The sequence below is a fragment of the Agromyces luteolus genome (assembly GCF_009729855.1).
In the GTDB taxonomy this organism is placed as follows: Bacteria; Actinomycetota; Actinomycetes; order Actinomycetales; family Microbacteriaceae; genus Agromyces; species Agromyces luteolus.
Window position 1 is genome coordinate 659,255 of sequence record NZ_WODA01000025.1, and the last position, 21,071, is coordinate 680,325.

Consider the following 21,071-nt stretch of genomic DNA (forward strand, 5'->3'; position numbering starts at 1 on the left):
AGCACCACGACGCTCCCTCGGCGCACTCGCCGTGGGGGCCCTCGCCGCGAGCTTCCTCGCGGCGACGGCGGCGCCGGCCTCGGCCGACGACCACGAGAACCTCCCCGGCGAACCGACGATCACGCTGCCGATCAACGACAGCGCCGCCGGCGGGACCTACGACCAGGACTTCACGCGCGTCTACGCGGGCGCGACCCCGGACGGCACCCCGGTCTACATCTACGTGCCCGCGGGCACACCGCTCGACGGCAGCGCGCCGGTCGGCGTCGACAGCCTCGACCCGGCATTCGACCACACCGCGCCGGACGACGAGTTCGTCCCGTGCGCCGACGCCGACGTCGCCGACTACACGATCACGCAGGCCCAGGTCGACTACATGGGCGACCAGCTCGCGAACCAGATCGTCGCGGTCGACGAGGAGCACTTCGGCCCGATGGATGCCGCCGACCCGGCGGTGCCCGAGAGCGACTCGCTCGTCATGGTGGTCTACAACGTGCAGGACGAGCAGTACTACGACTGCGACGTCACGAGCTACACGGCCGGCTACTTCGCACCCGATTTCATCGACTCGGCCGGCATGAACACGATCGTGATCGATGCCTACGACTGGGCGAACCGCGTCGGGCCGGATGACTCGGAGTGGCGCGACGACGACCCGGCGAACGACCAGGCGACCCTCTACGAGGGCGTCATCGCGCACGAGCTCGAGCACCTGCTGCACAACTACAGCGACCCGGGCGAGCTCAGCTGGGTCGACGAGGGCCTCGCCGACTTCGCGGTGTTCCTCAACGGCTACGACGTGGGCGGCTCGCACCTGACCTACCACCAGGTGTTCTACGCCGAGACCTCCCTGACCCGATGGGCGGGCGGCCTCGAGAACTACGGCGCCGCCTACACCTACTTCCAGTACCTCTGGGAGCAGGCGGGCGGCAACGGCGACGGCACGTACGAGCCCGACCTCGAGTACGACGGCGCCGGCGGCGACCTGCTGATCAAGCTCGTCTTCGAGAACCAGGCCGACGGCATGGCCGGCGTCGACGCCGCGATCGCCGAGTTCAACGCGGCGACCGGGAGCGACCTGCGCTCGGCCACCGAGCTCTACGAGGACTGGGCCGTGGCCGTCTACCTCGACGACGAGGACTCGGAGCGCTTCGACATCAAGGCCGTCGACTTCGGCGACCCGGCCTCGACGAGCTGGACGATCGACATCGCCGACGACCAGTTCTGGGACGGCCGCGGGTCGAACCAGGGCGCGCAGCCCGAGGCGAAGTGGGACCGCCGGAAGAACGGCCAGGCCGACACGGCGCTCCCGTTCGGCATCCAGATCGAGCGGTTCCGGAACCCGGGCCCGCAGGTCACGGTCGCGCTCGACGGCGATGACACCACGCAGATCGCGCCGCACACCGGCGACACGCACTGGTACGGCGGCTACGAGAGCCAGGCCGACAACGTCCTCGACGTCGACGTGGCGGATGGCGCGGCCTCGACGCTCGACTTCTGGAGCTGGAGCTTCATCGAGGAGGGCTGGGACTACGGGTTCGTCGAGGCGCTCGTCGGCGGCGAGTGGGTGACCGTGCCGTTGACGGATGACTCGGGCGCCGTCGTCACGACGGACGACGACCCGCACGGCAACAACACCGAGGGCAACGGCCTCACTGGCACGTCGGGCGGCGAGTACTTCGTCGACGACCCCGAGTACGTGCACCTCTCGGCCGACCTGCCCGCGGGGACGACGGACGTGCGCTTCCGCTACTCGACCGACGCCGCCTACCTCGACACCGGATGGTTCGTGGACGACGTCATGGTCGACGGCGAGGCCGCGACGCTCTCGTCGGCCGACGGCGAGTGGATCGAGACGACGGGGCTCCAGGACAACAACTGGACGCTCCAGGTCGTCGCGAGCTGCGACCTCACCCCCGGTGAGGACTCCGAGTACGAGATCGTCGACGAGGCCGGCAACCACGTCTACCGCCTCGAGGGCGACGACATCACGATGGCCGGCCTCGACACGTCGTGCGCGAAGGGCAAGAACCGCGACTTCGCGACCCTCGTGTCGAACCTGCCCACCGGCGACCTCGACACGCTGGACGCGGGGTACGAGCTCACGGTGACGAACACCGGCAACGGCCGGAAGGGCTAGCCCCGACCGCCGTCCCGACCTCGTCGGCAGGCCCCGGTCCCCTCGGACCGGGGCCTGCCCGTTCGCCGGCGCATCTGAGAAGGTGAGCTATGGACACCATCGAGGTCAAGGGCGCCAACGGCGAACGGCTCCTGTACGACGGCGCCACGGTCGCGAAGTTCCGGCACAACGGCATGGACGAGGCCGCGCGGAACCCGATCTCGACGTATCGCGAGATCCGGGTCACCCACAAGCCCGCCAAGCGCGGTCGGCCCGGCCGCTACGAGGTCCTCCTCGCCATGGCCTCATTCATGGCACTCACCGTCGAGGAGACGGAGAAGCCGCAGCTCGACGCCCTCGTCGCGGCGCTCGAACGGTCCAAGGCGTGAGGCTGGCCGACGCGCCGTGGACATGCGAAAGGCCCCGATCCAGTCGGACCGGGGCCTCTCGATTTGGTTGCGGGGGCAGGATTTGAACCTACGACCTCTGGGTTATGAGCCCAGCGAGCTACCGAACTGCTCCACCCCGCGGCACAAGAGATAACACTAGCACGCGTTCGGAGGGCGGTCGAATCGAGGCCGCATCCCGGGCGGGTCGGGGTCTCGATACGGCGCTGCGCGCCTACTCGACCGCCGGACTCGGGGGTCTCGATACGGCGCTGCGCGCCTACTCGACCACCGGAGAGCGGGTCTCGATACGGCGCTGCGCGCCTACTCGACCACCGAGGTCGCCGGCCGCGAGGCATCGAGCTCGTAGCCGAGCGGCAGCCACCGGCGGTCGGGCCAGCCGAACATGCCGTCGCCCTTGGGCACCGTGATCGGGAACATCCGCCACGGCAGCTCGTAGTGCTCGTCGAAGTGGTCGACCCTGAGCCCGGCGTCGCGCAGCGCGGCGAAGACCTCGCCGAGCGGATGCATCCACTCCCAGGTCCGGGCGTTCACCAGCCGGGCCTCGGGGTCGGCGTAGTCGCTCGGGTCGTCGATGATGTCCGGACCGGTGCTCACGTACGGGTAGGCGAACGCGGGCATCCCTCCGGGACCGGCGTCGCCCTCGAACACGTAGGCCGAGGGGTGGCCGTCGGCGAAGAACAGGCGGCCGCCGGGCTTCAGGAACCAGGCGATGATGCGCGCCCACTCCGCGACATCCGGAAGCCAGCCGATCGTGCCCCAGGTGGTGAACACCAGGTCGAACGACTCGGGGTCGGGCAGCCGGTGGCGCGCGTCGTAGACGTTCGCCTCGATGAAGCGCGCTCGGTCGGCGACGCCGAGCTCGCCCGCCATCCGCCGCGCCTCCTCGACCGCGGGACGCGAGAAGTCGATGCCGATCGTCTCGGCCCCGAGGTTGACGAGCGACAGCGTGTCGGAGCCGAAGTGGCACTGCAGGTGCAGCACGCGCACGCCGCCGAGGCCGTCGGGGAACATCCGGTCGATGCCCGCCTGCGCGATCGGGTCGAGCACGCTGCCGCCGGCTCGGAGGCGCGTCCGGTCGTAGAACGGCGACGCCACGTGGAGCGCGACGCGCTCGTCCCAGTTCGCGCGGTTCTCCTCGAGCCAGTCCCCCGAGCCGAGATCGACCGACATCAGCCGTTCGACGGTTCCTCGGTCGACGGCGCCTCGGTCGACGGCGTCTCCGTCGTGCTGGCCCCGTCCTCGGCGAGGACGATGAGCTCCGAGATGATCTCGGCGAGCTCGGCGTCCGCCGCACCGTAGGCCACCCAGTCGCCGTCCTGCAGCGCCTGCTGCTTGTCCTCGATGGCCTGTCGGGCACGGTTCAGCAGCGACTGCAGCTCGGTGTCCTCGGTCGTCGGGGGCGCCTCGCCCTCGCCGCCCGTCTCGCCGCCGTCGGGCGTGGTCGGCTCGACCTCCTCGTCGCCCGCGGCCGCGCCGGAGTCGCCGCCGAACAGCACGTTCAGCGCCTCGTCGAGCGTGTCCTGGAAGGCGATCTCGTCGCCGAACGCCACGAGCACCTTCTGCAGCAGCGGATAGCTCGTCTCACCGGTCGACTGAACGTAGACGGGCTGCACGTAGAGCAGGCCGCCGCCGACGGGCACGGTGAGCAGGTTGCCGTTGATCACGTCGGACTGGCCCTGCTTCAGCAGGTTCAGCGACTGCGACACCGTCGGGTCGGAGTTGAAGGTGTTCTGCACCTGACCGGGGCCGGGCACGTTGTCGTCCTCCGGCAGCGAGAGCAGCCTCAGCTTGCCGTAGCCCTCTGCACGTTCGCCCTCGGTCGAGCCCGCGTCGGAGTCGACCGCGAGGTACCCGCGCAGCACGTTGCGGCTCGCGCTGCCGCGCGCCTCGGGGATGAACGTCGAGTAGATCGAGTAGGTCGGCGCCTCCTGGCCGGGCATCTGCATGGTCAGGTAGTACGGCGGCTGCAGGAACGAGGTCGCCGCGCTCTGCGTCGGGTCGAGCGGCGTCGTCCACGCGTCCTCGCGCGAGTAGAAGGTCACCGGGTCGGTCACGTGGTAGCGCCCGAGCACGGCCCGCTGCATCTTGAACAGGTCGGCCGGGTAGCGCACGTGGCTCATGAGCTCGCCGGACATCTCGCTCATGTCCTTGATCGTGCTGGGGAAGACCTTCTGCCACGTCTGCAGGATCGGGTCCTCGTCGTCCCAGGCGTAGAGCGTCACGGTGCCGTCGTACGCGTCGACCGTGGCCTTGACGGAGTTGCGGATGTAGTTGACCTCGTCGAACGCGAGCGGCTGCTGCACGGCCTCGCTGTCGGAGATGGCCTCGCTGTAGCTGACCTTGTTCGAGTACGGGTACTGGTCGGAGAGCGTGTAGCCGTCGACGATCCAGACGACGCGTCCGTCGACGATGGACGGATACGTGTCGGAGTCGAGCGTGAGGTAGGGCGCGACCTTCTGGACGCGCTCGATCGGGTTGCGGTCGTAGAGGATCTGCGACTCGTTCGAGACCTGGTCGGAGAGGAAGATCTGCTCGGACTGGAACTTCAGCGCGTAGACGAGCTTCGTGAACACGTTGTCGAGCACGGGGCCGCCGTCGCCGGTGAAGGTCGTCTGCTGCGGCTCGCCCTCACCGCCCGCCGGGTAGTCGAGCTCGATGGGCGCCGTGCCCTCGGGGGCGCCGACGATCGAGTACTCGGGCGAGTTCTCGCCGAAGTAGACGCGCGGTTCGAACTCCGGAAGCGTGCCGCTCGACGGGATCCCCGATTCGAGGAAGACCGGCTGGCCGTCGCTCGAACGCTGGTTGCCGGCGGCCGCGACCAGGCCGTAGCCGTGCGTGTAGACGAGGTGCGAGTTGAACCACGTCTGCGCGTCGTTCAGGCCCTCGAGGTTGAGGTCGCGGATCGCGACGACCGTGTCCTGCGACTGCCCGTCGATCTCGTAGCGGTCGACGTCGAGCATCTCGGGGAACTGGTAGTACTGGCGGAACTGCTCGAGCTGGCGGAACGCCGGGCTGATGACCGCCGGGTCCATGAGGCGGATGCTCGCGGTGGTCGCCGCGTCGGAGCGCAGGGCGCCGGGCTCGGCATCGGTCTCCGCCTCGTACGGGATCTCCTCGATGTCGGCGACGCCGAACGCGTCGCGCGTCTCGTCGATGTTCCGGTCGATGTACGGCGCCTCAAGCGCTCGCGCGCTCGGGTCGACCTGGAAGCGCTGCACGACCCACGGGTAGAGCGAGCCGATGAGCAGGCTCGAGACGATCAGGAGCACCGCGCCGACGAGCGGCAGTCGCCACCGGCCGAGGATCGCGGTGATGAAGAAGAGCACGGCCACGACGGCGGCGATGACCGAGAGGATCTGGCGACCGGGGATCGTCGCGAACACGTCGGTGTAGGAGGCACCGGTGATGAGCGAACCGGTCTCGGTCACGGTCGCGTACTGGTCGAACCAGATGCTCACGGCCTGCAGCAGCAGGTAGAGACCGGCGGTGACCGCGATCTGGATGCGCGCGGCCTTCGAGATGACGACCTCGCGGCCGCTCACGCGGATCGCCCCGTAGAGGTAGTTCGTCGCGATGACGAGCAGGCCCGAGAGCAGGACGACCGCCGACGCGAAGCCCACGATCGACCGGTAGAAGGGCAGCTCGAAGACGTAGAAGCCGATGTCGAACTGGAACTGCGGGTCGACCGAGCCGAACGGCGTGCGGTTCAGGAAGGCGAGCACCGAGTCCCAGCGGCTCGCCGTCGAGACGCCGGCGAAGATGCCGAGGACGGCCGGGATGCCGTACATCGCGAGGCGCCGGAGCGGCTCGAAGATCTCCTGATAACGATCCAGTTGCGAATTGAGCTTCGCGTACACCGGACGGGTCCGATAGGCGATCTGGATGGAGAGCCACACCGGCACGGCCATCGCGACGAAGCCGATGAGGAAGAGCACTATCCGCGTGATCCACTCGGTCGTCAGCACCTCGAGGAACCCGAGCTGGTCGTACCAGCGGATGTCCGCGTAGATACCGGCGAACACGAAGAACGCGATGACGAGGGCGCCGACGATGCCGATCGTGATCGCGATCGGCGCGCGGCGGCGCGTCGTCCTCGGTTCCTGCGACTGTGCTGTGGACACTCTCGGCCTCATTCGGGTCGGGACGGGATCGGATTCCCATCCTACGGTCGGCTTTCTTGGAAAGGGCTGGCGGGGCGGGCCGCGCGGCTCCGCTCCGGGCGAACGCGGGCCCGCGGCATCCGTCGTCGACGACCGGCGGATGCCTCGCGGCGAGGGGTCAGCCGACGACGGCGTCGCAGCTCCGGAAGGCGGACGTGTCCCCGCCCTCGCCGACCGTCTCGACGATGTCCCGGGCCTCCTCGAGCGTGCCGACCGCGAAGACCTCGAGCCCGTCGGGCACGTTCCCGACGACCTCCTCGCAGTTGGACTCGGGTGCGAGGAACCACGGGGAGCCCGCGTCGAGCGCGCCCCAGAGCTTCTGGCGGATGCCGCCGATGGGGCCGACGGTCCCGTCGGAGTCGATGGTCCCGGTCCCCGCCACGTTCTCCCCGCCGGTCATCGCGCCCGGCGTCAGCGTGTCGACGATGCCGAGCGCGAACATGAGCCCGGCGCTCGGACCGCCGACGTCGTTCAGCTGGATCTCGACGTCGACGGGGAACTCGTACCGCATGCGCACGCCGACGCCGAGCACGGCGTTGCCGCCGTTGTCGGCCGGGGTCGCCTCGACCTCGAGGTCCTCGCCGTCGCGGACGATCCCGATCGCGGCGGGCGACTCGGTCCCGTGCTCCCCGAGCGCCGTGCGCAGTTCGTCGACCGAGTTCACCTCCGCCCCGTCGACCGAGCGGATGACGTCGCCCTCCTCGATCACGCCCTCGGCCGGGGTCCCCTCGCCGACGCCCTGCACGACGACGTCGCGCGGGAAGTCGTAGCCGAGCTCGACGAGCGCCGCGGCGATGGCGTCCTGCTGGGAGTCGACCATCTGCGCCTCGTTCGCCGCGTCGCGGTCCTCGGTGCTGATCCCGGGCGGGTAGATCACCTCGACCGGCAGGACGGCGCGGCGCGGGTCGACCCAGGCCGCGGCGACGTCGAGCCACCCCGGGGTCGCACCGGGGCGCCCGATCACCGACACCGTGAGCAGGTCGAGCGAGCCGTCGGTCGGGAAGGTCTCCTCGTCGGGGACCTCGATCAGCGGGACCTCCTCGTCGTCGACCTCGGTCGTGCCGAGCGTGTCGTACACCGGGCCCGCCTGCTGGATGACGTACGGGCTGGGCAGCAGCGCGAAGCCGAGGCCGACGACCGCGGCGATCGCCACCGCCGTCCAGCCGATCCGCTCGCGACGAGAGCGCCGCGCGACGGCGACGCGTTCGGACGTCGGATCGGGCGCCGACCGGTCGTCGCCAGGGCCGCCGAAGAGCGTCATCCGCCGTGGTCCTTCCCGAGCGCCCGCGGGGGATCCCGGCGCTGTTCGCGACGGGCGGACACCCGAGGGGTCAGCCTAGGCCATTTCCCGGCGAGGACGCAGATGACCGGCGGTAGCGTTGAGCGCGAAGCGAGGGAGGTGGCCCGAGTGGCCGAACGCGACCAGGAGCCCGACCGCGACCCCGAGGACGAGTTCCGCGACATGCTGCGCGAGCTGCTGTCCGGTTCGGGCGGCATCGACCCGTCGAAGCTCGCCGGTGCGGCCGGACTGCCGAACGATCCCGCGAGCATCGCGGCGCTCTTCAGCCAGCTCCAGCAGGCCATGCAGCGCTCCGAGGAGGAAGGCATCGACTGGTCGCTCGCGCTCCGCCAGGCCGAGCAGCGCGCCTCGACCGGTCAGCGCCAGATCGCCGCCGCCGAGACGGAGCGACTCGACCGCGCCTTCGACCTGGCCGCGCTCTGGCTCGACGAGGCCGTCGAGGTCTCGGCCCTGCCGGGCACGCCCGAGCTCCTCACCCGGCGCTCGTGGGCGGCGGCGACCATGCCGATCTGGACGCAGCTCGCCGAACCGGTCGCGACGAGCATCGCCGACTCGCTGACGCGCGTGATGAGCGAGCAGGCGCCCGAGGAGCTGCGCTCGATGGTGCAGGGCGCGAGCCGGATGATGCGGGGCATCGGCGGCGCGATGTTCGCGATGCAGCTCGGCCAGGTCGTCGGCCAGCTCTCGACCGAGGTGGTATCCGGCGGCGACGTCGGGCTCCCCCTGCTGGAGGACGGCCGGGCCGCCCTCCTGCCCGAGAACGTCGTCGAGTTCGGCGAGGGCCTCGACATCCCGACCGACCAGGTCGAGCTCTACCTCGCGGTGCGCGAGCTCGCGCACGCGCGGCTGTTCCGCCACGCGCGGTGGCTGCGCCTGCACCTCATCACCGCGATCACCGCGTTCGCGCGCGGCATCGACGTCGACGTCGAGCGCCTCGAGCAGCTCGCGGAGGGCTTCGACCCTTCGAACACCGACGAGCTGCGCGACGCGGTCGCGAACGGCGCCCTGCTGCGGCCGAAGAGCCCGGAGCAGGAGGCGGCGCTCGGCCGCCTCGAGACGATGCTCGCGCTCGTCGAGGGCTGGGTCGACGTCGTCACGGCGGATGCCACGTCCCGCCTGCCGAAGTCCGACGCCGTCGCCGAGACCATCCGTCGCCGGCGGGCGACCGGCGGGCCGGCCGAGTCGGCGCTCGCGACGCTCGTCGGCCTCGAGCTCCGCCCCCGCCGCCTCCGCGACGCCGCCGCCATGTGGCGCGCGGTCACCGACGCGGTCGGCATCGGCGGACGCGACGCGCTGTGGGCGCACCCCGACCTCCTGCCGACCGCGGCCGACCTCGACGACCCGGCGCCGCTCGCGGCGCGGCTCGCGTCGGGCGGCGAGGCGGGCGGCGACGCCGACGCGGAGTTCGACGAGGCGCTCGAGGCCCTGCTGCGCGGCGAGTTCCCGCCCGCGGATGCCGCCGGCGACGACGGCACGGGCGACGACACGGGCGACGACAACCCAGGCGAGGCGCCCGAGGGCGGGCCGCGCCCGGCCTGACGGGCGGGTTCCCCGCGTCGGGCCGGACCGGTCCCGGGGTCGCACCTGTGGACGCACGCTGACGCGCCGTCGACCCCTGCGGCATGCTTCCCGCATGACGCCCCGACTCGACCCGGCCCTCCCCCTCGTGTGGCGCTCGCCGAGCACGCTGCAGCTCGGCGGCGTCCGCCCGGTCGCCCTGCTGGAGGACCCCGGCAGCCTCGAGACCGGCCTCCTCGCCGCGCTCGCGGCCGGAGCCTCGCGGTCGACGCTGCACACCATCGGCGCCGCGCTCGACGGCGACCCCGAGCGGATCGACGCACTGCTCGACCGACTCGCGCCCGCGTGCCTCGACGGACCGCACCCGACGACGTCCGGGGTCGTCGCCCTCTCCGGGCCGGCCGCGCTCGTCGACGACCTCGGCACCGCCCTCCTCCGGCTCGGGCATCGTCCGGTGGCCGCGGCCGACGCCGACCCCGCGACGACGGAGGCCGCGGTGCTCGTCGCCGAACGCGTCGTGCCGCCGGCGACCCACCTGCCATGGCTCGCCGCCGACGTGCCGCACCTCGTCGTCGTGTTCGACGAACGCGGCGCCGAGGTCGGCCCGTTCGTCCGGCCGGGCTCCGGGCCCTGCGTGCGCTGCGTGCACCTGGCGCGACGCGACGCGGATGCCGCGTGGCCCGCGATCTCGGCCCAGCTCGCGGTCGCACCGCCACCCCCGCACCGGGGCCGCGCCAGGCACGAGGCGCTCGCGCTCGCGGCATCCGTCGTCGACGACCTGCTGCGCACGGGCGGCTCGGCGCTCGACTCGGCGACGGTCGTCGTCAGCGACGCGCCCGCGCCGGCGACCCGGCGGCCGACGCCGGTCGCGATGCACCCGGAGTGCGGATGTCGAGCTCCCGGAGGAAGCGCGACGGCTCCCGTTCCGCTCGCCGCCCGGACGACCAGCGCGAGAAGCTCAACGACAGCCGTCGCCGTGCCCGCGTGATTCCCACGTAGAGCAGTCGCCGCTCCTCGTCGATGGCCTCGAACCCGGTCGCGTAGGCGATGGGCAGCATGCCCTCGGCGAGGCCGGGCAGGTGGACCTCGTCCCATTCGAGGCCCTTCGCCGAGTGCAGGGTCGCGATCGTGACGGCCGCGACCGCCGGCTCGTGGTGGGTCTCGGCGCGCGTGCGGAGGTCGTCGGCGAACGTGCGGAACGTCGTGCCGGCCGGTTGGTCGTCCACGAGCCGGGCGATGGCGTTGAGCGATTCCCATCGGTCGCGCACCGCGCCGGGCCCGGCCGGCGGCTCGAGCGTCCAGCCGAGCGAGCGCAGCACGTCGCTCACCGACTTGAACAGCGGCTCGTCGGCGATCGCGAGCGCGGCGGCCCGGATCGCGTGCACCGCCTCGCGCACCTCGGGGCGGTCGAAGAAGCGCTGCGCCCCGCGCACCCGCACCGACACGCCGACGTCGCCGAGCGCCTGCTCGAAGAGGGCGGACTGCGAGTTCACGCGCAGCAGCACGGCGATCGACTCGGGCGCGACCCCCGCGTCGATGCGCTGCCGCACGCGCGTGGCGACCCCGCGCGCCTCGGCGAGCTCGTCGGGGAACTCGACCACCTCGGGCCGCGGGCCGTGCGGGACGCGCTCCGCCGCCAGCGCGGCCGCAGGCCCGGCCCCAGGCGCGGTCGCGAGCGCGGACTCCGCAGCGTCAGGAACGGATGTCGCCGGGTCGCCGGCGTCCGGCGCGGCCGCCGCGAGGCGGAGCGCACCGGGCCGGCCGCGCATGAGCCGGTTCGCGACCTCGACGATCTCGGGGGTCGACCGGTAGTTGCGCTCCAGCCGCACGATCGTGGCATCCGGGTAGTGCCGTTCGAAGCCGAGGAGGAACTCGGCGCTCGCGCCCGCGAACGAGTAGATGGTCTGGCTCGCGTCGCCGACCACGCACACGTCGCGCCGCCCGCCCAGCCAGAGCTCGAGCAGGTGCTGCTGCGCCGGGGAGACGTCCTGGTACTCGTCGACCACGAAGTGCCGGTAGGCCTCGCGCACCTGGAGCGCCACGACCGGTTCGGACTCGATCATGCCCGCGGTGGCGAGCAGCACGTCCTCGAAGTCCATCGCCCGGCGCTCGTCCTTCAGCTCCTCGTACGCCTCGAGGAGCGCGAGCATCTGCTCCGCCGTCAGCGTGCCGGGCGCGCCGCGGGACGCGAGCCGGACGCGGTAGTCGTCCATGCCGACGAGGCCGACCTTGCGCCACTCGATCTCGGCGGCGACGTCGCGCAGCGTCGCGGTGTCGACCTTCACCCGGGACCGCTCGGCGGCGAGCCCGAGCAGCCGCCCCTTGAACTCGAGCACGCGGGGCGCTGGGCCGCCGACGACGATGGGCCAGAAGTGGTTCAGCTGGGCGAGCGCGGCCGCGTGGAAGGTGCGCGCGGCGACCGTCCCCGCTCCGAGCGCGCGCAGCCTCGTGCGGAGCTCGGCGGCCGCCCGCGAGGTGAAGGTCAGCGCCATGACCCGGGCGGGATCGTACGAGCCGGATGCCACGCCGTAGGCGATGCGGTGCGTGATCGCCCGGGTCTTGCCCGTGCCGGCGCCGGCCAGGACGCAGACCGGCCCGATGAGCGCCTCGGCGGCGACGCGCTGCTCGTCGTCGAGGGCGGTGAGGAGCGGGTCGCCCGTCATGAGGTCGACCACGGCATCGACGAGGCGAGCGGCCCCCCGTACCACTCCTCGAGCATCCAGCGGGCGATCGAGGTCTCACCCGGCAGCGCGACGCGGCCGAGCGCGTCGCGGAGCCCGTCGCGGTCGAACCAGCGCAGCTCGAGGATCTCCTCGCCGTCGGGCACGACCGTGGTCGCCGCACCGTGCGCGACGCGCGCGCGGAACGCGCACATCAGGCTCGCCGGGAACGGCCAGGGCTGCGATCCGAGGTACTCGACGCGGTCGACCGCGAGGCCGGCCTCCTCGCCGATCTCGCGCACGACCGCCGCCTCGAGCGACTCGCCGGGCTCGACGAAGCCCGCGAGCACCGAGAAGCGGTCCTGCTCCCACATCGCGTTGGAGCCGAGCAGCACGCGGTCCTCGTCGTCGGTGACGAGCACGATCACGGCCGGGTCGGTGCGCGGGAAGCGCAGGCGGTCCTCGGCCAGGCAGCGTCGCGCCCAGCCCGAGGTCACGACCTCGGTCGGGCTGCCGCAGCCGGGGCAGAACGCATGGGTCGCGTGCCAGTTCGCGAGCGCCACCGCCTCGATCGCGAGGCCCGCGTCGCGGTCGTCGAGGGAGGTCGCGATGCCGCGGAGCCCGACCCATCGCGGCTCGTCGGCGATCGCGGCCGCGGCGTCGGCGTCGTAGGTCCACGCCTCGATCGGGCTTCCGGCGGGCAGCGCGCCGTCCGCGGCATCCGCCCCCGCATCGAGCGTGCGCCCCAGGTAGCAGCGCACGTCGGGCTCGGCCAGGGTCGACGGATGCCGCAGGCCGAGGCCCGGCGCATCGTCGACCGACGCCGGCTCGACGACGAGCACGCGGCCGGCGTGCACCGCGAGCACCCGGGCGTCCGGGTCGGCGTCGAACGCGTCGGCGCGACCCGTCGCGGTGCGCGACACGGCGTCGCGATCGAGGTGCTCGCGAGCGAGCGGCGGGGTGGTGACGGGGTGCGCGACGTCGGCGGGATTCGGCGCGTCGGGGTGGAGCACTGGTGCACCTCTCGTCGGAGCCGGAGTCGTCGGGAACGCGTGGCGGTCGCCGGGCAGGCCGGATGACCTGCTTAGGCTGAGTGCCATGGCCAGACCCCCACTCACTCTAGCCGCGTTGGCCACGGCCGCGGTGGCCGGACTCGAGGTGCGGGCGGCCCGGGCGCACTCCCGTGGAACGGGCGGCGCGTTCGATGCCGTCGAGCTCCACTCCACCGACGGACGGCACCTGCTGATCCGCGCCCCGCGGTCGCAGACGGCCGAGTCCGAGCAGTCCTCCGACCTCGTCGCGCTGCGCGCGCTCACGCCGGGCATCCGCTCGCGGCTGCCGTTCGCGGTGCCGCAGTTCGTCGGCCAGGCGCCCATCGGCCCCACGCGCGCCGTCGTGACGGAGTTCATCCCCGGGGCCGGGCGGACGGCCGACGAGCTCACGGGCTCCGACGAGCTCGCCGCCGACGTCGGGCGTGCGATCGCCGCCATCCACGCGCTGCCCTCGGGGTTCATCGGCGACGCCGGGCTCCCCCGCCGCTCGGCGGGCGACGCCCGCGAGGCCGCGGTCGCGATCATCGACCGCGCCTCCGACACCGGCCGGCTGCCCGCCGCCCTCGTCCGCCGGTGGGAGGAGGCGACCGACGACGACACCCTGTGGCGCTTCGCGCCGACCGTGGTCAACGGCCAGCTCGGCGCCGACTCGTTCCTCGTCGACGGCAACCGGGTGACCGGCGTGATCGGCTGGTCGGGGCTCGGCCACGACGACCCGGCCCACGACCTGCACTGGGTCCTCACCTCGACCGGGGCGTCCGCGGAGCGGACCCTCGGCGCGTACCTCGAGGCGCGCGCGGGCGGCGCCGACGCGGAGATCGCCCGGCGGGCGCTCCTCTACGGCGAGCTCGAGCTCGCGCGGTGGCTCCTGCACGGCGTCGACACGCACGACGACGAGGTCGTCGACGATGCCGTGGGGCTCCTGGACGGGCTCGTGGCGAGCGTGCACGACCACTCGTCCGAGTCGCTGACGACCGACACCGGGCCGGTGCTCGCCGTCGCGGACGTCGAGCGGATGCTCGACGAGACGCCGCGCGAGGGGCTGCCGAAGGAGTCGGGCGCCACGATGCTGACGGACAGCTACGACGTGTCCGAGCTGCGCCGACACCTCGCGGACGACGGCGCCGCAGGCGGGGACGAGCGAGGCCTCACGGCGCCGATCCCGCTCGACCTCAGCGACTGGGGCGACGCGGCGCCCGAGGCGGCGGGGACGTCGCCCGACGCGGCCGGCGGGAGCGGGACCCGGGACCGGTCGGCGTAGCCGGCGGCACGCGACGCTCCGCTCCGCGGTCGGAAGCCCCGGGAGGCGGAAGCCCGATGGTCAGCGCCCCGAGATCGCGGTGCGCACCTCCTCCGGAACCGCCGACGACTCCCCGCCCGCGTGCCGCGTGCCGCGGGCCCTCGCGGCCACCCCGGCCCAGGCCCTGCGCAGCGCGGCCTCGTCGTAGAGCTCGTCGGGCCGCAGCACGAGGTCGTCCTCCACGTAGTAGAAGACGGCGTCGATCTCCTCCGGGCGGAGCCCCGACCAGCGCGCATACGCGAGCCGGTACAGCGCGAGCTGGGTCTGCCGCAGCTCGAGCTCGCGCGCGTCGCGCGGCGCGGCACCCGTCTTCCAGTCGACGACCTGCGCGCGGATGCCGCGGCGGCCGAGCCCGGAGCCCGGCTCGACGTCGTACACCGCGTCGAGCTTGCACACGAACACCTGCTCGTCGAGCGGCAGGTGCAGCTCGAGTTCCACGGCGACCGGCCTGCGGTCGCCCCACTCGGAGGCGGCGAACGTGGCGCGCAGGCGCTCGAGGCGGGCGTCGACCGGATCGACGAGGAGCTCGTCGGCCGCGGCCGCGTCGTCGAACGCGAAGTCGAGCGCGTCGAGGTCGGTCGCGGCGGCCGCCGGGCCCGGCGCACCGGAACCGCCGCCCGGACCCGAGGGCAGGGCCGGGGCGCCGCCGGAACGCTCCTCGACCCACGCGTGGAAGAGGGTCCCGATGCGCGTGGCGCGGTACGGGCGCTGCGGCATCGGCCTGGCGAGCTCGGCCGCGACCGCATCGGGGTCGTCGACGTAGTCCTTGAAGCGCGACGCGGGCACGCGGGTCAGCACGCCGGCCGTGCCGCGCGCCTCCGTCCGGCGCCGACGTTCTTCCAGCAGCATCCGCAGCTCGTCGGCGAGCACCGGCCCGATGCCGGCGCCGGTCGGCAGTGCCGCGGCCTCGCGCACGGCGTCGGCGGCGCGCACGACGGCCGGACGACGGGCGCCGAGCGGATCGAGCGGCCAGCTCACGCGCGCCGCGTCGGACGCACGGGGGTTCTCCGACTCCGCCGGGGCCGACGGCAGCGCACCGCCGTCCACCACGCCGGCCATGACGAGCTCGCGCAGGAACGGGCTCGGCGATCGCGGGGCGCGCTGCGTCGCCCACCACGATCCCGAGAGCAGCAGTTCCGAGCGTGCGCGGGTGAGGCCGACGTAGGCGAGCCGTCGTTCCTCCTCGGCGTGCCGCTCCCGGTTCTCCTCGCCGTAGGCCTTCACCGCCTCGTCGAACTCGGCCTGGCTCTGCACGCCCCGCCACGTCAGCTGCGGGATCTCGTCGGCATCGCCTCGGAACTCGTCGGGCAACGATCCGAACGAGAGCCAGCCGCGGTTGCTGCGCGGCTTCGACGGGAGCTCGTCGTCGACCATGCGCGGGATCGCCACCACGTCCCACTCGAGCCCCTTCGAGCCGTGGATCGAGAGCACCTGCACCGCCCCGGGCTCGGGTTCGTCCTGGCGCGGGCTCAGCCGGTCCCGTTGCTCGGCCTCGGTCAGCCAGCCGAGGAACGCGCCGAGCGTCGCGTGCTCGGCGGAGTCGACGAAGCTCGTGACGAGGTCGTCGAACGACTCGAGGCTCGCCGAGCCGAGCGGCTGCGCCGGGTTCGCCGCGACCTCGATGTCGAGCAGCAGTTCCTGCTGGACCAGCGTGACGAAGTCGACGAGCCCGAGGCCCGCGCGCCGGCGCAGCGCCTGCAGCTGGGCGCCCGCGCGGCGCAGGCGGGCGAGGCCCTGCTCGCTGAGCCCGCCGAGGGCGCGATGGTCGTCGGGTGCGGTGAGCACGAAGTCGAGGGCGTCGACGATCGACGGCGACTCGTCGGGCGCGATCGACCCGCGGATGCCCCGGCGCACCTCGTCGGCGAGGCGCCGCGTCGACAGGTCGCGATCGGCCAGCCACTTCCCGAGCGCTCCGAGGGCGGCGAGGTCGGCCGGACCGATGCGCCACCGAGCTCCGCCGAGGAGTCGGAGGAGCTCCGACCCCGCGGTCGGATCGTGCACGACGCGCAGCGCGCACACGAGGTCGGCGATCACGGGCTGGTCGAGCAGCCCGGCGACCCCGAGCACGTGCACCGGGACCCCGCGATCGCGGAGCGCCGTCGCGAAGAGGTCGACGTGTGCGAACGTGCGGCAGAGCAGTGCACCGGTCCGGCCGCCCGGACGCATGCGGAGCGCCAGCCAGTCGGCGACGGCCGCCGCCTCATCGTCGATCGTCTCGGACCACGAGACCTCGAGCCGGCCCGCGCCGGCGAACGGCGACGGACGGAGCGGCGCCTTGGGGATCCCGCCGTCGAGCGGCGCGATGAGCGCGTTCGCCGCGTCGAGCACGATCACCGGGTTGCGCCAGCTCGTCGAGAGGTCGTAGGCCACGGCCTCTCCCGACTCGGAGAAGTCGCGGCCGAAGCGCGCGAGGTTCGCGGCGCTCGCGCCGCGCCATCCGTAGATCGACTGGTCGGGGTCGCCCACGGCCATGACGGCGTGGTCGCGGAAGAGCGTCGAGAGCAGTCGCGTCTGCACGACGCTCGTGTCCTGGTACTCGTCGAGCAGCACGGTCGCGTACCGTTCGCGGAGCCCGGCGACGACCTCGGGGTGCGCCGTGCAGATCTGCAGGGCGAGCGCGACCTGGTCGGAGAACTCGACGACGCCCCGGCGCTGCTTCTCGGCCGCGTACGCGTCGGCGAGTTCGAGCAGCGGCGGCAGCGCCTCGACCACGCCGAGCGCCGAGAGGAAGCTGTCGAACGGGGTCCGCTTGCGGGGCGCCTCGATCGGCAGGTCGTGCATCGCGAGGAACTCGCGGGCGAACGCGCGCACGTCGCGGCTGTCGGCGACGTTCTCGGCGAGCGCGCGGCTGAGCGAGAGCACGGCGCCCGTCACCCGGTCGAGCGACGCGTCGAGCTCGACCAGTCGCGGGTCGGCCGACGCCGACACGATGCCGCGGGCGAGTTGCCACGCGGCCGCCTCGCCGAGGATCGACGCGTCGGGCTCGCGCCCGATCCGCATCGCGTGTTCGCGGTGGATCGCACCCGCGAACGCGTTGTACGTGAACACCGCGGCCGACTCGAGCGGATCGAGCCGCACATCGGCGATGCCCTCGGCGACGAGCTGCCCGACGCGCTCGCGCACGCGCTCGGCGAGCTCGCCGGCCGCCTTGCGGGTGAACGTCAGCCCGAGCACCTCGGGCACGTCGACGGCGCCGTTGGCGAGGAGCCAGACCACTCGGTTCGCCATCGTCTCGGTCTTGCCGCTCCCGGCACCCGCGACCACGATGCTCCGGCCGCGCGGGTCGGCCTCGATGACCGCGCGCTGCTCGGGCGTCGGGGCGTGCAGGCCGAGTCGGGCGGCGATCTCGTCGGCGCCGATCCGGACCGCGCTCACGCGCACACCGCCGGCACGAGGTGGACCCGGTACTGCCAGTGACCGAACCGCGAGCCGTGCGCGAACTCGACCGGCGAGTCGAACCGGGCCCCGGCCATGACCCGCGCGACCGCGTCGAGCCGGTCGCGGAACGCCGCCTCGGCATCGTCGTCGAACGGCTGCTGGGCGCGCTCGGTGTAGAGCCGCCCGCCGACGGGCCGCGCCACGTAGACGAGCTTCGCCCCGCCGAGGCGCCCCGCGTCGGGCAGCGCGCCCGCGCGGGCCGCGAGCTGGTAGGCCGCGAGCTGCGGATGCTCGGCCGTCTTCGCGGCGGTGGGCGGGGTGCGCCCGGTCTTCAGGTCGACGATCACCGTCGTGCCGTCGGGCGACGCCTCGACCCGGTCGATCGTGCCGGTGACGCGCACTCGCCCGCTCACGAGCGTGAACCGCCCCTCGGCGCCGAGCACGACGACCCCGTCGTCCTCCGCGTTGCGGAGGTAGTCGGCGGCGCCCTCGGTCATCTTCCGTGCGCCGCGCCGCTCGCGCTCCGCGACCCACCCCGCCTCGAACCGCAGGTCGCGCCAGCGTCGCTCGACCGATGCCCAGAGCGTCTCGACGTCGGTGTCGCCCGCCTGCGCCGCCTCCTCGACGACCGCGTGGACGATCGTGCCGATCGACGCGGCGAGCCCGGAGGGCGGCTGCGCGACGTGGTCGACGAACCAGCCGAGCGGGCTCTCCTCGACGCGGTCGATCTGCGACGGCGACACGGAGACGAGCGCCTCGGGGTCGCCGTCGAGGTCGACGAGCGGCGCGGTGGTGGTGGGTTCGGCCATCCCGTACCACTCGTCGGGGTGCGCGCCGGGCACGCCCTGCTCGGCGAGCATCGCGATCGCCGCCGCCGCCTCGCGGTCGCCCGCGCCCGCATCGCGCCGCAGCGCGCCCACCATGCCGCGCAGGTGCAGCGGCCGCCGGCGTCGTGCCGGCAGTCGCGTGGGCGCGAGCCCCATCAGGACCGACGGCTGCTCGTCGTCGTTCGACGTGCACGCCAGGACGACCTGGCGCGCGGCCCGCGACACCGCGAGCGCGAACAGGCGCAGTTCGTCGGCGCGCACCGCGGCGCGGACGGATGCCGCGGTCTCCTCCTCGTGCAGCGGATCGCCCGCGCGGGCCGCAGCGACCGCGCGCGGGAGCGCCCCGGCGTGCAGCAGCGTGCCCCGCGGCCGGAGGTTCGGCCAGACGCCCTCCTGGAGGCCGGCGACCACGACCACGTCGAACTCGCGGCCGATGAGCGCGGGCGGGGTCGCCAGCACGACGGACTCGGCCCCGCGTTCCGGGGCGAGCGAATCCTCGGGCAGGGCGTTCTGGAGCACCTCGTCGACGAATCGGCGGGCGGGCGCGCCCGGCTCGCGCTCGACGAACCGCCGCGCCGCGGCGAAGAGCGCGACGACCGCGTCGAGCGACCGGTTCGCCTCGTCGGCGAGCACGCCCGATCCCGCGGCCTGCCCGGCCCATTCGGCCTCGAGCCCGCTGTCGTGCCAGAGCAGCCACAGGAGCTCCTCCACCGTCGCGCCGCGCGCGGCCGATCGCCGCGCCGAGTCGAGGAGTCGCGCGAGGCGCGACGCACGCCGCCCCGGCGGCGCGTCGATCGTCGCGAAGCCGCCCGCGGCGCCCAGCGCCTCGACGAGCAGCTCGTCGGCGCTCCGCACGCCGCCCTCGGCCAGCTCCTCGTGGCGGAGGGCGAGTCGGAGTCGGCGCAGCCCGACGCGGTCGAGGCGGCCGAGCGGACCGGTGAGCAGCGCGGTCGCGGTCTCGGGGTCGAGCGGATGCAGGTCGAGCACGACGGCCGCCGCGGCGATGAGGGCCGCCGAGCCCGGGGCGTCGCGCAGCGCGGTGCGCCCGGCACCGCCGGACACGGGGACCTCGGCCGCAGCGAGGGCGCGCGCGAGCGCGGGCAGCTCCGCGCCGGAACGCGCCACGACCGCCATCGACGACCACGGCACGCCGTCGAGCAGGTGGCGCTCGCGCAGCAGGGCGGCGACCTGTGCCCCCTCGGCGCCGGGCGACGACGCCTCGATGCCGACGATCGCCTCGAGCGGGTCGTCGTCGCCCGCGTCGGCCACCGCCGCGGACCGGTGGAGTCCGCCGAGCGCCGTGCCGACGTGCGCGGTGACCTGCCCGAGCAGCTCGCGATGCGCCGGCCGGCCCCGATGCACGACCGGCAGCTCGACGCGCCGCACGGCGGCGCCCCCGAGCACCTGGCCGAGCGAGCCGAGCAGGTCGGCGCGACCGCCGCGGAACCCGTTGCTCGCGACATCCGGATCGCCGAGGGCGACGACCTCGACGCCGCGCTCCGCGAACGCGCCGAGCAGTGCCGCGGTGGCCTCGGTCGCCTCCTGCGCGTCGTCGACCACGAGCAGCCGCAGGCCCGCGAGCGCGCCGAGCGCGCGCTCGTCGTCGGGATCGTGGACGCTGCGGCGCACGATCGACGCAGCGAACGCGCCGAGCTCGGCCGAGTCGAACTGGGTCGGTCGCAGCTGCTCCTTCACCTCGGCGTACTCGGCGAGGAAGGCCGCGGCCGCGGTCCACTCCGGTCGGGACGCCGCGACGCCCAGCCGCGCGAGCCCGTCGGGGCCGACGCCCTGCTCGACCGCGCGCATCATGAGGTCGCGGAGCTCGGAACGGAACCCGCGCAGCTCGCGGACGTCGGGCGCGAGCGCCTCGGGCCAGTCGGGGCCGCCGCCGTCGATCGCCTGGGCCTCGAGCAGCTCGCCGATCACCTGGTCGTGCTCGGCGCCCGTGAGCAGGGTGACCGATCGCCCGGTGCGCGCGCGCACCAGGTCGTAGGCGACGGCGCTCGCGGTGCGCGCGAGCGCACCGCGGGTGGTGCGGTCGAGCCGCAGCGCGATCGCGTCGCGCATCGCGGCCGCGGTGCGCCGGGAGGCAGACAGCACGAGCACCTCGGTCGGGTCGAGACCGAGTTCGACCCGGTGCGCGACCAGCTCGACGGCGAGACGGCTCTTGCCCGAGCCCGGGGCCCCGAAGACCGCGGCGTGGCCGCCCGCCGCGAGCGTCGGCACGAGGTCGACGACGGCGGGTGCGGTGGTCGTCTCGTGCTGCATGCGGCCCACGGTATCCGTGTCCGCCGACAGTGAACGCGTCAGGGCGCGACGCCCGCGTGTCGTAGGGTGCTGTCAACGA

11 protein-coding genes and 1 tRNA gene are annotated in these 21,071 nt (G+C 73.6%); 4 read left to right on the plus strand and 8 right to left on the minus strand.

Annotated elements, in window-relative coordinates; genetic code table 11:
- Window positions 1-31 precede the first annotated feature (31 nt).
- On the plus strand, window positions 32-2,140 hold the full coding sequence (locus GLX25_RS16725) for a M6 family metallopeptidase (protein ID WP_155843666.1): 2,109 nt from the start codon (window positions 32-34) through the stop codon (window positions 2,138-2,140).
- A gap of 89 nt (window positions 2,141-2,229) precedes the next feature.
- Window positions 2,230-2,508, plus strand: a complete 279-nt coding sequence (locus GLX25_RS16730) for a hypothetical protein (protein WP_155843668.1) — start codon at window positions 2,230-2,232, stop codon at window positions 2,506-2,508.
- Window positions 2,509-2,572: 64 nt separating this feature from the next.
- On the opposite strand, the gene GLX25_RS16735 is transcribed toward GLX25_RS16730, so the two are convergent.
- The 4 genes from GLX25_RS16735 to GLX25_RS16750 form a co-directional block, all read right to left on the minus strand.
- Window positions 2,573-2,649: transfer RNA gene (locus GLX25_RS16735), tRNA-Met, on the minus strand.
- Between the two features lie 180 nt (window positions 2,650-2,829).
- Window positions 2,830-3,699, minus strand: a complete 870-nt coding sequence (locus GLX25_RS16740; RefSeq protein WP_155843670.1) for a class I SAM-dependent methyltransferase — start codon at window positions 3,697-3,699, stop codon at window positions 2,830-2,832.
- Window positions 3,699-6,662 carry a UPF0182 family membrane protein gene (locus GLX25_RS16745; protein WP_155843671.1) on the minus strand — a complete coding sequence of 988 codons (2,964 nt, stop codon included), beginning with the start codon at window positions 6,660-6,662 and terminating at the stop codon, window positions 3,699-3,701. The genes GLX25_RS16740 and GLX25_RS16745 overlap by 1 nt, the downstream gene beginning before the upstream one ends.
- Window positions 6,663-6,807: 145 nt before the next feature.
- Window positions 6,808-7,950 (minus strand): YlbL family protein, encoded by a 1,143-nt coding sequence (locus tag GLX25_RS16750; RefSeq protein WP_155843673.1) that lies wholly within the window; start codon window positions 7,948-7,950, stop codon window positions 6,808-6,810.
- Window positions 7,951-8,151: 201 nt separating this feature from the next.
- Between GLX25_RS16750 and GLX25_RS16755 the strand changes: the two genes are divergently transcribed.
- On the plus strand, window positions 8,152-9,528 hold the full coding sequence (locus GLX25_RS16755) for a zinc-dependent metalloprotease (RefSeq protein WP_155843924.1): 1,377 nt from the start codon (window positions 8,152-8,154) through the stop codon (window positions 9,526-9,528).
- A gap of 803 nt (window positions 9,529-10,331) precedes the next feature.
- Here GLX25_RS16755 and GLX25_RS16760 read toward each other — a convergent pair.
- Together GLX25_RS16760 and nudC are read right to left on the minus strand one after the other, a co-directional pair.
- Window positions 10,332-12,170 (minus strand): ATP-dependent helicase, encoded by a 1,839-nt coding sequence (locus GLX25_RS16760; protein WP_155843925.1) that lies wholly within the window; start codon window positions 12,168-12,170, stop codon window positions 10,332-10,334.
- The gene (gene nudC / locus GLX25_RS16765; protein ID WP_271192476.1) at window positions 12,167-13,180 is read right to left on the minus strand and encodes an NAD(+) diphosphatase; all 1,014 of its coding nucleotides are present in this window, start codon (window positions 13,178-13,180) and stop codon (window positions 12,167-12,169) included. Before nudC ends, GLX25_RS16760 begins: the two co-directional genes overlap by 4 nt.
- Window positions 13,181-13,265: 85 nt before the next feature.
- On the opposite strand from nudC, the gene GLX25_RS16770 reads away from it, so the two are divergent.
- The gene (locus GLX25_RS16770) at window positions 13,266-14,480 is read left to right on the plus strand and encodes a phosphotransferase (RefSeq protein ID WP_155843677.1); all 1,215 of its coding nucleotides are present in this window, start codon (window positions 13,266-13,268) and stop codon (window positions 14,478-14,480) included.
- 60 nt (window positions 14,481-14,540) lie between these two features.
- Here GLX25_RS16770 and GLX25_RS16775 read toward each other — a convergent pair whose 3' ends face one another.
- Together GLX25_RS16775 and GLX25_RS16780 are read right to left on the minus strand one after the other, a co-directional pair.
- On the minus strand, window positions 14,541-17,894 hold the full coding sequence (locus tag GLX25_RS16775) for an ATP-dependent DNA helicase (RefSeq protein WP_166548934.1): 3,354 nt from the start codon (window positions 17,892-17,894) through the stop codon (window positions 14,541-14,543).
- A complete protein-coding gene (locus GLX25_RS16780) occupies window positions 17,891-20,992 on the minus strand; it encodes a UrvD/REP family ATP-dependent DNA helicase (RefSeq protein WP_155843678.1) in 3,102 nt (1,033 codons plus the stop codon). The genes GLX25_RS16775 and GLX25_RS16780 overlap by 4 nt, the downstream gene beginning before the upstream one ends.
- Window positions 20,993-21,071: the final 79 nt, after the last annotated feature.